General features: G+C 40.2%; 15 protein-coding genes and 1 pseudogene. All 16 read right to left on the reverse strand.

What is annotated here, in order from left to right; genetic code table 11:
• Positions 1 to 161: 161 nt before the first annotated feature.
• On the reverse strand, positions 162 to 857 hold the full coding sequence (locus tag NG55_RS00785; protein ID WP_065342016.1) for a hypothetical protein: 696 nt from the start codon (positions 855 to 857) through the stop codon (positions 162 to 164).
• 221 nt (positions 858 to 1,078) lie between these two features.
• A complete protein-coding gene (locus NG55_RS00790) occupies positions 1,079 to 1,285 on the reverse strand; it encodes a hypothetical protein (protein WP_065342017.1) in 207 nt (68 codons plus the stop codon).
• Positions 1,275 to 1,556, reverse strand: a complete 282-nt coding sequence (locus NG55_RS00795; protein WP_065342018.1) for a phage holin family protein — start codon at positions 1,554 to 1,556, stop codon at positions 1,275 to 1,277. The genes NG55_RS00790 and NG55_RS00795 overlap by 11 nt, the downstream gene beginning before the upstream one ends.
• 390 nt (positions 1,557 to 1,946) lie before the next feature.
• Positions 1,947 to 5,046 (reverse strand): annotated as a pseudogene (locus NG55_RS00800) (host specificity factor TipJ family phage tail protein); the annotation flags it as partial.
• Complete coding sequence (locus NG55_RS00805; RefSeq protein WP_023269684.1) at positions 5,039 to 5,401, reverse strand: hypothetical protein; 363 nt, start codon at positions 5,399 to 5,401, stop codon at positions 5,039 to 5,041. The pseudogene NG55_RS00800 and the gene NG55_RS00805, both read right to left, overlap by 8 nt.
• Entirely contained in the window at positions 5,398 to 5,904 is a 507-nt protein-coding gene (locus tag NG55_RS00810; protein WP_065342020.1) for a DUF1833 family protein, read from the reverse strand. Before NG55_RS00810 ends, NG55_RS00805 begins: the two co-directional genes overlap by 4 nt.
• On the reverse strand, positions 5,904 to 6,302 hold the full coding sequence (locus tag NG55_RS00815; RefSeq protein WP_065342021.1) for a hypothetical protein: 399 nt from the start codon (positions 6,300 to 6,302) through the stop codon (positions 5,904 to 5,906). The genes NG55_RS00810 and NG55_RS00815 overlap by 1 nt, the downstream gene beginning before the upstream one ends.
• A gap of 110 nt (positions 6,303 to 6,412) precedes the next feature.
• Positions 6,413 to 7,099, reverse strand: a complete 687-nt coding sequence (locus NG55_RS00820) for a hypothetical protein (RefSeq protein ID WP_065342022.1) — start codon at positions 7,097 to 7,099, stop codon at positions 6,413 to 6,415.
• Positions 7,100 to 7,201: 102 nt separating this feature from the next.
• Positions 7,202 to 11,509, reverse strand: a complete 4,308-nt coding sequence (locus tag NG55_RS00825) for a tape measure protein (protein ID WP_065342023.1) — start codon at positions 11,507 to 11,509, stop codon at positions 7,202 to 7,204.
• A gap of 76 nt (positions 11,510 to 11,585) precedes the next feature.
• A complete protein-coding gene (locus NG55_RS00830; RefSeq protein WP_065342024.1) occupies positions 11,586 to 11,858 on the reverse strand; it encodes a hypothetical protein in 273 nt (90 codons plus the stop codon).
• A gap of 1 nt (position 11,859) precedes the next feature.
• Positions 11,860 to 12,534 carry a hypothetical protein gene (locus NG55_RS00835; RefSeq protein ID WP_065342025.1) on the reverse strand — a complete coding sequence of 225 codons (675 nt, stop codon included), beginning with the start codon at positions 12,532 to 12,534 and terminating at the stop codon, positions 11,860 to 11,862.
• 98 nt (positions 12,535 to 12,632) lie between these two features.
• Complete coding sequence (locus NG55_RS00840) at positions 12,633 to 13,058, reverse strand: energy transducer TonB (RefSeq protein ID WP_065342026.1); 426 nt, start codon at positions 13,056 to 13,058, stop codon at positions 12,633 to 12,635.
• 385 nt (positions 13,059 to 13,443) lie between these two features.
• Positions 13,444 to 14,145, reverse strand: a complete 702-nt coding sequence (locus NG55_RS00845) for a cell envelope integrity protein TolA (RefSeq protein WP_065342027.1) — start codon at positions 14,143 to 14,145, stop codon at positions 13,444 to 13,446.
• Between the two features lie 384 nt (positions 14,146 to 14,529).
• The gene (locus NG55_RS21165; RefSeq protein ID WP_228129660.1) at positions 14,530 to 14,643 is read right to left on the reverse strand and encodes a hypothetical protein; all 114 of its coding nucleotides are present in this window, start codon (positions 14,641 to 14,643) and stop codon (positions 14,530 to 14,532) included.
• 345 nt (positions 14,644 to 14,988) lie between these two features.
• The gene (locus NG55_RS00850; protein WP_065342028.1) at positions 14,989 to 15,504 is read right to left on the reverse strand and encodes a hypothetical protein; all 516 of its coding nucleotides are present in this window, start codon (positions 15,502 to 15,504) and stop codon (positions 14,989 to 14,991) included.
• Positions 15,505 to 15,576: 72 nt separating this feature from the next.
• Complete coding sequence (locus NG55_RS00855) at positions 15,577 to 16,494, reverse strand: phage tail tube protein (RefSeq protein WP_065342029.1); 918 nt, start codon at positions 16,492 to 16,494, stop codon at positions 15,577 to 15,579.
• Positions 16,495 to 16,504 lie beyond the last annotated feature (10 nt).

Here is a 16,504-nt window from a genome sequence, read left to right on the forward strand (position 1 = left end):
ATTTCACCTTTTTTATAATTGAACGTTTAGTATAAATAGACATTTATAAATTATTGCTAAATCAGATGAGTGGAAATAAACAAAAGCACCCTAAGGTGCTTTAATTTCTACTCACCCTTGTTTACATATTGGCCTTAATTAAGGTCATTTCTTGTAGTAATTCAGCTTGAGCTCACCGAAACAGTTGTGGTAAACATTGCGTTTTCGTCCGTGACAGTAGCAATCACATTAAAATACGCGGTTCCCACAAATGCTGGGATACTTTGTGTTTCACGGAACAGCTCAATCGTTCCATCAGTTGAAGTTATAACATGCTCCACAGCAGTTGCTGATACATAAGTCATTGTGTATTTTACAGGCAAGTCCGTGGTTTGGTATGAACTGCCTTCCAGAGTTAATCCCTGCTCAGAATTGCCTGAATTAAATCCAATATTGGATTGGCCTGCTGCGACACCATTCACATCTGCTAATCTTGCACCACTCAATACTCTAGCTAAAGTTGTCACATTAGGAACAATCATTTCAAGCTTGCCACCAATATTTGCCTGAATACCAGCATGATAACCATATACTACGTCTGGGGAATTTTCGGTTCCCAAATCAAGCTGCCCCTCTGTCCAACTCAATACCCCATTCTCATACGTACAGTTGGTCAGTTCCCAATGTGATGTATCAGGATTAGGAATACTGGTAACCCCAATTACACTAAATCCAGGCAACACATCAACCTGTTCAAGATTAGTCATAACCTGATCATAAGATACGTCATTTTGAATACGTACTAGTGCGACATGGCCTTCTGGAATACTAGTATCTGTTAATTGTTCAAATAGCATTTCTACTGCGTTGTTTACCATGAGCAAACTCCTTTGAAATTATGTTTTAGTTGCTTTAAAAGTTTAGGTTATTCAAATAATTGCCCTTAAGAGCTATTCTGTAGTACTTGAACAACTCCTTTATTTTTACATTAGATTTTTGTGAAATACAGAGAGTTGAAGTCAAATAATTAGTTTACATATGATAAGAAACTTGATTAGAGCAAAGCCGCCCAAAAGCGGCCATTTATTAATTACGAGATCTAAATATCTTTTTTCTTTTCTTGCTCTGAACTACCGAAGTAGAAACCACATGCAGTAGTCATTGCCCCTGCAATAAAACCCAAAGCCGTGTTTATTAAGTTGCTGTTTTCTCGTGGCATATCGACAAAGAATAATGCAATTACCAGGACAAACATCAACCCAACTAGTGCAAAAGCCAAGTATGCTCGAGTCTTTTCACTTGTCATCAAAATCTCCTTTTAGCCGTTCTTTGGTTTGCTCATATTGCTTCTTACGCAATTCGTGGATCTCTTGAGCCCGCTTATCTTCACGGCGTTTGAAATACAACGTCATGAAAAAAGAGATCACACCAATAAAGACAGAAAACCATACTGCCCAATCTACACTTGCTGCATACGCTGCCACAGATGCCCCCGCTGACATATAAGATATTTTTGGTGCTGTTGCTGCGATTGTGTTTGTAGCAGCTTCAACCGCGCTTGCTGCTTGTTCTTGCATTTCATGTCTCCGATAGACAATAAAAAAGCACCCATATGGGTGCTCTGAGTAAATTAGACTGTTAAAGCGTTTGTAAAATCCGCCCTCCATTTATCAATTGAATTGTTTGTGGTTCTATACCAATTATTGCAGGACCTCCAGGTCCTGATTGACCTTCAAGTGTTCCGTGATATCTCCAGTTCCATTCACCACTATTGGATGATTTGGTACCACGTTGTCCCCAACCTCCGCCATTGCCTGACAATGGGGAACCCTCATCTTTCGTTTGCTTGCGATAACCTTGACCAGGAATTTCAGCCTGTGCATCCGAGACTTTATCGGTCTGATAGTTATTATTGAAATAACCTCTGAACTGTGGAACTTCACTTGAAATTGGAACTTTAGTCAGTGCCATCCCAAATGGTGCTCCACCACCTCCAGGCACACCTTGAATCGCATAGTTATACCTTGTACTAACACCGCTTGGTGTAGCACCACCACCTGAACCGCCACGAGCCAGCGCTCCATTATCAATGATAAGATTTAGCTTGCCATGGCGATTCAATAATCCTGGTGCACCTTGACCACCATCACGGCGCGTTTTAGTAAAAGCATTCTCGTAATCACTCTCACCAAAATAAGCCGCATGGGCAATACCTCCTTCACCTCCACGCCCCACGACCGCACCTTTAATCGTTAGATTCACAATCAAATCAGAAGGAAACTCCCCCGTATCAATAGCTGGGATTTCAGGCAACCCGTTCACAACATATTTAGTTGAAGGTCGATCCATCCAATGCCTGTAAATTAGCTCTGTTAATGGCCGATACGCACTTGAACTACACACCAGTACGCCAGATTCGACTACAAAGTTAATGACTCCAGTCGTTGGTAAATCTCCTCTTTGCATTTGATATAAACGAGCTAAATTGAGATCTAGCTGGTCATAACGAATATAAATTGGTGTATCGTCAACTGGTGTATCAGTGTAGTCCTTGTCATTGAGGTAATAGCGCTCATCATAATTAATCGCTGTAAGCGTATTGGTCATTTGATCAACCGGTTCCTTCTTGGCCACCAAATAAGGCAAAGATCCTTTGGTATCATCGTTGACTACGATATAGGTGGTATTCACAAAATCATCAGGACTGAGCTTTAATGGATTGCTTGGCAATCGCCCTAAAATCACTTTGTATTTTAAGTTAGTCGCAGTCACAGGAATTAGATCAACGCTTCCATCACTCATCTGCAGATAGATCACGTAGCTTTTACCTGCAATAAAATCGACTTCATGACTCAAGGTTAGAATTAAACCCTCTTGCTGTACCACATCACCACTCTGGTGAATGCCATTGCGATAATCGGCTACAGCAATACGGTCACGTAAAACCAACAACTCAGATTCAGAAGCAGCGTCAAAGGTGATGGATTTACGCTGGAAGCGCATCTTGTTCCAAAGCCGGTACGCATTGAAATGAGCTTGCCACTTGTTACGCACACCTACTGATTTCACTTCTTTCGGCTTTTTTATGCCATTGTCTGGTAAATAGATATTGATACGGCTGTCATCAGCTGGATCTGTGTATTCATAGATCAAGCCATCATAGTCGTCCATCACTCCAAAGCTTAGGTCTTTCTGATACGTGTCGGGATAAATATTCCTAAAGTTAAATAACAGGACCGAGTTATCTGTTGGCTTCTCAAAATACAACTTGAGTTTATTGTTTTGACGATACGCCGTACAACATACTGCATCACAAAGATTGGTTACCAATTCTTCAAATGATAAGTTTGTATCATCAATGGTTGTACAGAACTCAGCTGCCAGCGGTGTACCGAAATAATCCACTACCTCATAGTAAGTGCGATAGATATTTTCAAGGTCGATCTCATCAACTGTGCGCCGACCAATCTTGTCATCCAGTGCCATCGCAACTAAAGCATCAGCAAAGCTTGATGTCGGAAACAGCTCAGTGGTCATCGAGCCATTTTTATATGTTGGCAACATACGCTGCAGATCAAAATTGATCTTTCGCGTCTTAACAGATAGAGCGCCTGTGGTTGCATATGTTCTGGCACGAAAAATCGTTTCACTGTGGTACTTTGTGCTTTGTAATGGGAATGCCCCATAGAGCGCTTGCCATTTCACTTCATCTACAACATTCGGAGCTGTAATAGCTCCAGTTACACGGCGAGCACGAACACTGCAACGCCCCTGAAAAGTGGTCATATCTAGCGTAACACCCACTGTCTGACGAGACTTTGCAGATCCTTTCATGGTGATACGCTCTAGCATTGGATTGCCCAACGGCTCACCATTTACATTGACTGGGGTAACTTCGACCTCAAGGATAATGTTTACAACACCCTGATTGTTTCCTTCATAAATTGCATACAAGCCATTCGATGCAACAAAGTTACAAAGCACACGGTTACGTTCAACATTGTCCAGGATAAACGGGCCAATCCACTTTTCTCCGATTGAACTGAGCTTTGGTGAGAGTGCATCAGTTTTCTGATTGCTCAGTTCTCTTAGCTTTAACCAGTTTTGATTAACTGCAGCTGGATTCGATAACGCCATGCGATCATCCGCAACCGACAAAACGCTATAGGTACCATTCAAGTCATAGCTTTGGCCATTAATAGAAAAAGAAGCATTACTGATCTGTACACGATCATTGCCGACAAATTTAGACGTTAGATCTGTAAAATTAGAAGTCGCTCTCAATAACTCATTTGGATATGCAAAATGTAGATAATTGCTGCCTTCTAAAGTTTGAGTATCTGCAGAGCGTAGGATCTGACCATTAACCGAGTTTTGTTGCTGCACGGATAAAGGTAGTGTGGTGATTTCACTTCCAAGAGAAAAATAAGGTTCCCCCGCTACGATGTCGACATCTGGGCGATATACTTCAATTGATGCACCAGCAATATCAACAATGTTAGTTTCACCGTCATATGCACCGTTGATGTGATAGTGACCACGGCCAATACACCCCACAATGTGCTCAACTTCAACATTGTTCTCGTACACCTTATAAGGTACAGCAACCAAATCAGGCGTATCGTTTGCAGCACCAAAGAGATCCACAATACGGCCATTTACCCGCATCTTGTTCTCGCGGCTAGAAAGCTCGTTATTTGCAGATGCGGATTGATTGTTGTTTTGGTTAGTTTGCGCAATCGACGGCGTAGGCATCAATAAAGCCACAGCAACGCCAATCACCAAAGAAACTACTGTAGCAACCAAAATTTCCCAACCTTTGGGATTCTCAATCACAATGAATGTGCCAGAAAGAAAATCTAGCTGCTTCAAGTCATGTTCATTTTTCGGTGTGACTTCGTTGGCCACCGAAATTTCTGCATGTTCCATATCACTCGGATTGTGAAAGATACGGACGTGCTCGGGCATATGATCATATTTGGTGGTGAGCCATTGGCCAATTGTGGCCGCGTGCTCAATCATATTCTTTTCAGATAAAGGATCTTGTTTATAAATAATCTTAATCATAGTAACTGACTCGACTAAACCCCATAGCTTGAATAACTTCAATAGGCAAAAATGAAACACCGCTTTCAATCAGGTGCAAAACCTTACCCCCACGAAAAAGCCCCACATGCGGGGGCTTATTTCTTTGTCTTGGATGGAAGGCGACAATGCAGCCTTCTTTGGGCATGGGCAACGGATTTAAAAGCCTCAACCGCGAAGGAAGGAATAATTTTTCTTCGACTGGCTTCATGAATAACTCTAGTGCTTCACCTCGATCCTTGCCATATAGGTCAAGACCAGCCTCATGAACGAAATGAACACAGTTATAATCATCAATTTCATATTGCCGATCGAGTAAATGATCATGACTTTTCATAAAGCCCCCTTAAGACCAGTGAAACGATCCAGTGAGAAGATATCCCCTGTCTTGGCGGTATTTAGTCGTGGTGATTCAGCTTTGAATGTCACTGCTTTATGGTCCATGGCCACGCCTGAGAGTTGCAGCCCAAGTAGGTAATACATTGGTGAATTGAGATTATCCGAGCTATACAGACGATAATTTACTGTTGGCTTAATATCAGGATATTGTCCCTCCATCACCCGTTCAAACTCATCAGGAAGTACGTCACCAAGGCCTGAAATTGAAACCGTTAAAGATTGGTCCAGATCGCCGAGCATGCCCGATCTCTGAATCTTGGCTGGTAGATATTCATAGAATAACTGACTGCCATCAGATTGATGACGCACATAGACACCTTGATCATCATTACGCACAACACGATAAGTATTAATGAATGAAGGATGTGTCAGCTCTATACACTCCAGCTGATAGATATCGACCGTACGATTGAGAAAGAACTTTGCATATTCCTGATCCATTACACCACCCAATCCCTAATAAGCGTTTGATCTGCTGCCAAGTCTTTCTGGTTTTGAACAACTTCCAGCTGAGCATTAACACGATACAGATTGCCGTTGACCTCATTGGTCTTGAGTGAATTGGGGATAAAGTTGCATAGGTATTGTTGACGTGTACCCTGATCGATCACCAGATCCACATAGAATGATGCTGGCTGGCTTTGATAGACCCGCCAGAACGCCATCATCTTATTGAAATCAACTTTGCTGAGACTCCAGTTCACATCGACAATATGGCTATTGCGTTTTACATCGATGTAATAACGGCCTTTACCACCATCAAACTGCTGACGCTTCACATCATCACCTGGTGTCACGCCGTAGCCATTCGTTTGTGGATTGAGTTTTAATTTGTACATGGCTTTCCTTTAGGCAACAAAAAAGCGCCTAATGGCGCTAAAAAATAAAATTTACATTCAATTACAATCAGTAATATCTACAATTATTTAGGAATATCATCGGAGCTTTCTTAAGGCTTCTTTAACGATTCATCTAGAATTCTTTTCATACCAGTATGCGTACAAGGTTCTGAATATTCTCTTAATGCCAAGAATACTTGACCAGAATTAGCAAATTTCTTAGTTTCATTCGCTTTGTATATTTCGTCCATCCGCTTAAAAACTGCTCCGCTTAATAGTCCTAAGTTCATATTTATCAAAAAACTATTGTCATAAGCATCAAAACCGCTATCTACCGCGCTAAAAGCTGCCCCAATTCCCCCTACAGTAGCAGAAGGAACATTAGACAGCCCTAATAAAGCAGAAGTTAATCCCCCCACCAAATTTGTCTGTCTTCTAGCATTTAATCTTTGATTACTTGTAGATTCAGATCTTCTGAAATAATCAGTACAAATAGCCGACCAATAACTAGCGCCTGTGTCATAAAAGTATCTATAAGGATCACTAGAAAGCGCAGTTGGAGTTTTATTCGAAATTTTCCCTTGATTAACTATTACCCCTTCCGCTGAAAGAGCATTAGCATAAGCATTAAAATAAACTAATTTTTGCATTTCAATAATATCGCCCGTCACAAAGTCATGCGTCCCTTGAACTATAATATTTGGAGGGCCAGCAGGTGCTTGCATTCTAGCTGGATTAAGTAAAGTACAGGCTGTTGTTAAATTTCCCATTAGAAAAACTAAAATTATTTTTTTCATTATTTGTGGTCTCTGTATTATTGTTCTTTTAATAAACAACCGTCTACAAAGTAAGTCAATCAAAAGACGATAAATGCCACCCCGAAAGGTGGCTTAATATCATTAACGATTACGCCGTGCAGTTGTGTTCTTTGAAAGTGACCGGCTGATTGCTGAACTCGGATCATCCATCTGTTCACTGACAATCCTTGGTACCGCGCGTGGAAGAGTGTTCTCCAGCTCATCCTTAACAATAAGCCGGACAGTATTTTCATCCACTTGCTCTGCTTCGACCGCTACGCCTTTCACTTGGTTCACCACCTCAATCTTAAAGTTGATCGAAGGTGCACTTGGTTGTACTGATGCAATCGTCTCAACCTGAGGACGTGCAGATCTTCCCAAAGTAAAGTCATATACATCCTCAAGATTTGAACGATCCTGAACAAGTCCATTAGGCGAGAAATACACTTTGCCATCGTGGACCAATTCCGAGCCTGTAGAAATCCTTGAAGTATCTGCAGTCTTGTTAGGCTTATAGATAATCTGATTATCTTTATTCCTTTGGGCATCCATAAATGCCTGTGAACTCATCATCGCACGGCGCATAACATCAGATGATGCATTGTTCTTGAGAAATGCTTCAGGGTTTGCACTCTTACGCATACTCTCAACTAAATTGACACCGCCCCAACGTTTAATATCTGCCTGCGACCAAACTACTTCACCTTTATGAACAGATCCAGCAAGCTCGTATTTACCACCTTTACCTGTATAACCACCATCAGCAAAGCCCTGGTCCTTGATTGCCCTGATGTTTGCAATAATGCTGGCACCTTGCGCTATTGCACCTGCAATTAAAGGCAGGTTGTAAGGAAACCCTGCTTTTGAAGCTGCAGCAATATTCTGCTGAATCGCAATACCCGCTGCTGCAATCGCATAAGCTTTATCTGCAGCAAACATGATCTTGTATGCTTTAGATTGCTCACCGAACATGGAACCAAACATTGAAGTAAGTGAACCCATCATTTGTCCACCAAATGCGATTTGAGTGTTCAAACGATCCTGCTGGTACTTGTCCTCAATATCCTTAGCATTTTGAGCATACTCTGCAGCAATAATTTTTCGCTGATCTTGTGCGACCTGTAAGATCGCCGTTTTCTGATCTTCAAACTCTTGCTGACTAATTAATTGCTGTTCCATTTGTGCTTTGATCGCATCCAAACCTCCTTGCTCGTTATAGTCAACCGCTGCAGACTTGCTATCAAAGAGATCCTGGGCAGTACCAAGACGGCTAAAACGATCTTGATCCTGTCTATAGAAATCTCCATAACCATTCATATCCGCCTGAATGCCACCCCAGTTCTGAACAGCACCAACAATCTTATTACGCATCTCATTTTCCTGTGCGGCTTTAGAGAACGTAATCATTTTTTGGCGCTCATCAACACTGAGCTTGGTGTTCTTCTGGATCTCTTCACGTTTAAGTCGATAACGTTCTTGCATCGCTTCAGTTTCTGACATCAAGACTAATTTAACCTGAAACAAGCGTTGCTCTTGTGCCAGTTGCATGAGACCAATCTCTTGCTGATATTGCTGCTCCAGTAATTCCACCGCCTGTTTCTGTTCAACTTTAGTGAGTTCAATGTCATGTGTAGCATTAAACTTTCTACGATCGAAGTTTTCTTTTAACAGCTCAACTTCAGTTTTTTGGAACTCCTTATAATCATCAAGCTTAGTGCGTAAAGCCTGTTGCGCAATCGCAATATCATTATCAGCACGGCGTTGGAGTTCAGCTTTAATTTCCGCAGAGCGTTCTGGAGTGAAACCAGCCTTATCAACATCTTCTAATCGAACAGTTAGGTTATTCTTGATTCGCTGTACTTCGCCAGCAACTTCATTTTCAAGAGCCCGCTGTGCATCAAGTTGGCGCTCAATCTGCGATTGAATATCCACACCAGCTTTATCGCTTCCCTTACTTGCACCTCCTTTCACTTTGCCTTGCATGCTTGGTGATTGATGTAGAAGTTTTAGAACCACACCATCCTCAAATGTCACAGTACTGTAATACCCACCACCTTTAGGATCATACGCAGTTTGAACATCTTTCACGGCCACATTGGTTGTGATTGGGGTTCCCACTGGCATTGCAAAATCAATTCCCTTATGAAAAGAAGAAGCCCCTTTGGTAGGGGCTTTTCGTGGTCCATAATCTGAACTGACTCTATATGCTGATAAGGGCTTATCTGCAGCTTTTAATCGAGCTAAGTGTTCATTGCTGACTCTTTGCCCTGACATCGAACCGCTGTAACGGACATCAAGATGTGCACCAGTGCCAATACCTGAATTACCAGAAATACCAACTAAACGTTTAGTTAGTTTCTCTTGCTTTTCAAGTTCCTTAGTGCGTTCTTTTTGCTTGTTATTGGCCTCATCTACAATATTCTTGTATCTCTGCTCTGCTTCAATTGTTTTTAGTACACCTTGGACTACTTTCGGGCTTAAGCGTGTGCTAAAACCACCCATTTTCTCTTGAGCCTTAGCTAGCTCTTCAGCAGCATCCTTACTAAGACCATAAGTTTCAATCAGAATGCGCTTGAACTCTGCATAATTACGTCGATCAGCATACATTTGCTCCAATGATTTAGATGCATCATCTGCAGCCTTCTTGGTTTCATTGATTGCATTGGTGTGTTTCTGTTGTTCAATCGCTGCATTTTGAGCTTTATTGCCAGTTATGACGAGCTCAATTCCAAACAGCTTAATTGCGGTTTTGGTTTTGTCTGCTTTGTCATAAGCCTCATTGTACTTGTCTATTTGATCCTTAAGCGCATCTCTTAGACTTGGCGGTAATTTCAGTGCTGCTAATTGCTCGACCGCCTCTTTATAACTGATGGTACCTAACCGTGCAGCATTTGAAATTCGCGTAATTTCAACGTTTCCTTGCCCGTAATTCTGGATCTCAATCAGTGCAGCGCCAACACTTTGCTCTGTTTTCTTCAACTCCTTGTTCTGGGCTTCAAATGCGCTGGTTAAATCATTAATTGCTGTTTTACGGTCAGTGCCTTGTAGTTTTTTAAGTTCCTCGCTCGTTTTCTCGGCTACTTTAGCCTGCTCTTCTAATTTCTTAGTAGCCGCTTCAGTACGACCTTGAAGATACATATATCCCGCAGCTAAAGCAGTAACACCTAAAGTAATGGCACCAATGGGCCCACCTACTAATGCAAGCAACCTTGAGCCAATTGCACGACTTGCATTTAGTGCATTCTGTGCTGCAGTGTTTGCTCCAATTGCCGCGGTTGTTTGGTTCAAAGCAATTCTATGGGCAATTTCAGCCTGTGTTAAACGGATTGTTGCTGCAGCACGAGCACTACGTGTTGTGGCACTGTTATATTCAGCCCGAGCTAGACCAACTTCTTGAGCTGCCAATGTAGTAACCTGTCGTTGTCTTTGAACCTCAAGCGATGTTAATCTGACTGCACTTTCCGCTTCCGCCACTTGTGCTGCCCGTCTGGCTATGCTTGCCCCAACTGCTGTTTTAATAGCCACGGTTTGAGTCAGAATCATTTTTGTTAGTAAAGCGACCCCGCCCAATATTGCAACGTTTGCAATTGGTTCAAGATTCTTAGCTAAGCCTTGTAATGTATTTGATAAAAATAGTGCAGCTCCACTAGATTGCCCTGCCTCACCTGTAAATTTAGTCACAGCATTTGATAACTGCATAAATGATTGGCCGATTGTGAAATTGGTTTTCCCAAAATCAGCCTCAATTGAACCTGACATTTTTTCGATGGCTTGAATCATTTTGTCAGTTGTGAGTAATCCCTGGGATGACATTTCCTTTAATTCGGCACGAGTTACACCCAATCCTTTTGCGAATACCTCCATCAAGTAACCTGCATTTTCGCTCATGCTGACAAATTCATCCCCATTTAGACTGGATTTATCAAAACTTTGGCCCAACTGGTAAAGCGCCGCACTAGCTGCTTGTGCACTTGATCCAGAGTTACTAATTGACTTAGAAATTGATTCTGTAATTTTTCCGACTTTCTCTTGGCTTAATCCTAGTTTCTCGCTGTTATACAAAACCTTTTGATAAATTGCCGCCGTTCCACCCCACTCCGCGCCAGATCTTTGAGCAATATCAAATGTATCCTGCATTGCTTTATTTAACGCTACTTGGCTATCGGTAACTAAACGAAGTCTGTTGTTTAAGTTGGTATATGCATCCATTTTAGATACTGCTGCCCCAACAGTTAGCAATCCAGCCATATAACCCGCCAATTGACGCGTTGCTGCTCCAAGTCGATCTGTGGATTGAGTCGCAAAGTCACCTCTTCGCTCAATGTTTGCAAGTTCTTGGGATAAAGCTCTGCTATTGCGTTCTGCATTACTAGAATCAATAACAATGACTAGGCGAGATTCTTGAGCCATATCACTTTCCTTTAGGCAATAAAAAACCCGCTTTCGCGGGCTAGAGAGTTTGGAAATTAATTAATAGATTGATTTGTTAAGTTGAAGTCTTATTTTCGTGGTATCGAAGTAGACTTGCTATCTTTTGGAATAAGTATCCAATTAAAAACCCATTGAAAATAATGCCAATTCCTGTAATAACCATGATCCCTGACCATACGGTTTCAGTGCCATAATAGGTTCTTGGTACTTCAACGCGACCAAATACTAAAATAAATATGACCCCAGAAATTAACCCTATTGCGAATAATATCCAACCTATAAAGTTGCAAACTTCACTTTCTTTCATACCTTGATTTTCTGCGTTCATATCAATCTACCTTGTTAAAATTTTTGATCACTTTATATTTAATATTTTGGTTTGTTGCCTCAATAATTTCCAATAACGCTCCTTTGTAGCCAATCTGTTTTGATTCGTTTAAATCATATTCCACATCATTGTTAAAGGCTGGTCGTGCCAGATTGCTAGAAAATTCTCTATATCCAACATTAATTTTATTACCGACCTTTCCACTATAAATTAAGGTCTGTTGAAATGAATTGTCAGCCGCTATGCCAATTTTTGATAATTTAGCTTCGTGTTTTTCAGTGCAAACTTTTGCATTAAAAACGGAGATAACACAAATTTCATTCTTTGAATCCAGCATGACAGCCTTAAACGGGTCAACAATAAAGTTTTTTTGAATATTTCCTCCATCTGGCATCATATTTATTGCCTGAAAATATTGACCTTTTTTATCATCACCTGTCTTTAAATAATATCCTGAGTTGAAAGTGTAGCCGCTATGTTTCACAGTTCTAGGAATATGCAATGCTTCTCTTTCTATAAAAATTCCTTGCTCAAGCATTTTATCACCAACAAATACCTGGCTAACTTCCCCTATTGGTGGCTTACTAATATTTTGAGGTGTTGCTTGATAATTATATTGTGGGCTCGCGCACCCAGTTAACCCTACCACCAAACTAATCAATAAAATCTTTTTCATAAAACCCTCTCTATTATCAAGGGTAATTTAGCAAAGGGTTGAGTTGAAGTCATTAAAAACAAGTGGAGAATTAGTTTTAAAAATTCTATGAATTTATGCTAATGAGAAGAGTTCACAAGTGTAAATACAAAAGGAAGATCAGCTTTAAATCGCAGATATTGTCCGTTTACTTTATGTGGCTTCAGCCTAGCTAATTTAACGGAAGCTAAAACTTTTTGATCTAGATCTTCGAGGCCTGAACTTCTTTTTATACTTGCATTAGTAATATATCCCCTATTATCAGCTTCTACATCAACAATTATAAGTCTATCTTTACCAGCAAGTTCTTCAGTAAGAATAGATACTGATGGAGCTTTTAGCCAATAAATTACTGCGTTTGCAGGTATCATATGAGTAGAAGTTGGCACATCGACATATGACTGACTTCGCAAATGAGTATCTGGACTATTACTAATTATATTTCCAGAGTTATTGGTACACCCAATTAACCCCATAATTAGACTAATTAAAAAAACCTTTTTCATAATACCCCCGTTTTTTAAAGAAGGTAATTTAACAAATGGACGAAATTAAGTCATTAAAAAACCCGCACACGGCGGGTTTGAGTTTGAATAAGTCATCTTTGCGATGAACTACTACGATCATAGCCTTTTAGCAGTGATGTGTCATTTCTAAGTCATCTATACGATGAATAACTTTAAAGGCACATTATTATGAGTGCAGCCAGATTTCTAAATCATCTATACAATGAATAACACAGACACCAACATCAAGCTAGGTGAAACCAATTTCTAAATCATCTGTACGATGAGGACGGGTTAACAGAGGAGCTTGTCTCAGCCGATTTCTTTAGATATCGTAACACACGATAAGTAAAAGCCCTTCGGGGCTTTCCGTTACTTACAAATTTTAAGGCAAAAACCTCAATGGCAGAGTTACTGAAAAAGGATAGCCAACCCCATTTTCTTTATAAGGTGATAATCTAGCCAATTTAATTTCCCTTACAACTTTTTGATCAAGCTGCATAGAACCAGTACTTCGTATGATCGAAACCTTATTAATTACCCCACGTTCACTAGCCTCAATCGATACTAGTAAATACCGTTCCTGCCCCTCTAAATCGGATGAGCTAATATTAATATTAGGCTGTTTTATCCAAATAATATCTGCTGCTTCAATGTCTCTTAACTTAGAATCTTGGAAGATTCCATCAACCCCGTAAAAAGTCACAATGAGATGTTTAACTTTATTTCGTACTTCTTTATCTTCTGGTAAAGAAAAAGGAGCTGCTTTTTTAATTGCATTTACTATGCTTAACTCAAAATCTTTATTCTTAATACTTGAGATTTCGTAGTTTTCAATCTCTCCCTTATCATTTAACGTAATTTTAGCTATAGCTCCAGTTTTTCCATCATTTTCTGGCTCTACCCAAGCGGCAATTATTTTTTGTATATATTTTTCTTTGTATCGCTCAGCCTCTATGTTGCTATTTAAAAATTTTGAATTTTTAGGAGGTATCATACTTGTACTAATAATTTCAGCACAATAAACATTCCCAACTAGGAGCATACCAACCAGCCCAATAACATTAATTTTTAGTTTTGTCTTCACTTATCGTAAACCACTTACATAAATTTTTATCTGTTAATTTTAAATGAAAAAAAGACTTTCTAGAAAGTCTTTCACCACCAAATATAATTCTTATTTCATACTTTTCCTCTGATAACAGGAAGCCCCTCGGGGCTTTTTTCCAATCACCTATAAGTTAGTTATTAGGCAATGAGTTTACAAGTTGATCGGCTACTCTTTTCGTAACATCTTGAAGAGAAATATCCCTAATAACTAACAGGTAAACAACTATAAAAAGTACTATTGCAATTGCTGTTTTCTCATTTTTTCCCATAATTGGCCTTTACACCCTTTTTTATAGTTTTTATACCATAAATCTTAGGATATTAAAAAACCACCCGAAGGTGGCTTTTGCTTATCTAACACTTATTTTGGATTTAGAAAGTAAAAATAAAAAATAAGCGATGCTAGCAAGATGCTGGCCACAGTTAGATAAAACCCTACTGTATTAAAGCTCTTTAAAAACTTATATATTTCCATAACTCACGCACTTTCAACACACCATAAAATTATAGCAGTTACTTCAATAACTTAATTAACAAAGGAGGCCAAGTTATTATCACTTAACTCACCCACTTTTACTTTTGGATTTAGACTTTTTATGAACCTCATCTAAAAACAAATCATCCAAAGCAAAAATACAATCGTTAAAGATATATGAACCAACAGGCAAATCATTATGCTCGGCATAAACATTTATAGCCTGCTGATCTATAGATAACGGCGTACCCTGTTCATATCGTCTGGATCTGCAAATCGTGCCAAATGCCAGTAAGATAGACTCAGCGGCATAGGATGATTCGGGTGGCTCAGGGATATGACCACCTAAGAATTTGATTTGCTCAATTTCGTGCGGCGTTTTCGACGCGTAGGTTTTTTGGTACTTGTAGAGTTCAATGACTTTCCCAGGATATCAGCCTTGTCCTTATCAGCATCTTCTTGGATCTTCTGAGCCTCAGTTTTGATGAACAACCAGATCGAAATGCCAATATCACCAAGATTAAACAATTTAGATGCATTCTCGGCAGTGTACGGTTGATCAGTCTCAACTGTTTTTCCTTCGACTACTTCTGCAAACACTACACCTTTCCAATCTTCAATCAGATGCGCTGCACAGGCATCCATCAATAATTCATGGTAAAGCTTGTCATCTGGATTAATGTCCATCACATCATAGCCTTTCGATGAAATCTGATTACCTGCTCGCTCGATCGCGACCTGAAACGGTTTATAGGCAATCCCACGAATCTTGAATTCGGCTACCACGTTACCTGAAGCATCTTTAAACTCGCACCATTTAGACACGACAGAACTTTTCACAATACCGACTTTTAACGCCATAACGACCTCTAAAATTTATGAAACAAAAAAAAGCCCATGGCATCCCATAGGCTTTGTTAATCAATATGTTTATTACACCAATGCACGCACAATGGTCGGACTGGTACGTACCTGGGCAAAGTTGATATCAATCGTGATGATGTCATCACCACCGCCGTCTGGGTGATTGGCTTCCATTACTTCAAGCTGTGGGAAATTCAACGAGTATTTGCTGCCTTTGCTATCAGTAATATCAAACGTCAGCGTAAACACATCACGGGATTTGATCGCATCGATCCAAGCCGCAGATGTAGTCGAGAACATGAATGAAGCATTCGCTTCAATATCCATCATCTTCTCTAAATAAAACTCAGGTGTATATTTGCCTGAACCAATACAACGAATGGCTTCTAAATTGTTGTTGAATGACAATGTGAGTGACTGAAGACAAGCTTTGCCTTGAATCGATTGGCCATTAATCAGCAGCTTATCAACATTTGGCATACTGACCACGGGACGGCTTGACGCTGCTACAGAATTCACTACAGGATTAACTTGTTGACGGGTAAATGAACTACCCACCAGACCAAAGTTACCTGTGATCTTTCCTGTAGTTTGAATCGTAATTTCACCTGTATTAACTTGCACACCACGATAGATAAAGACTTGGCCAATATCTTCAAAGACTTTTACCAAGGTCAGCGATTTACGCACACCACCACCAAAACTGATTGCATTTGCAGCCCAATTATTGAATGCCAAGACACTCAAGAATAAATCAAAAGTACCGATCGACAATTCAAACTCTAACTGGCCAGTAACTTCTGCCTCAGTTACTGCTGCACCCTGACGAAAGCGTGAATCCACCACTTCATTACTTTGTTCTGTTGAAACGTTTTCAGATAACCCATCTGAAACACGGCGGACGGTATACCAAATTGGATTTGCTGGAGTTGTTCCCAACACAGCTTCTTCACAAGCATATAAACGGATTTTTGCGCCTGAACTCATTTATAGTTCT

This window comes from Acinetobacter gyllenbergii, from assembly GCF_001682515.1.
Classification (GTDB): Bacteria; Pseudomonadota; Gammaproteobacteria; order Pseudomonadales; family Moraxellaceae; genus Acinetobacter; species Acinetobacter gyllenbergii.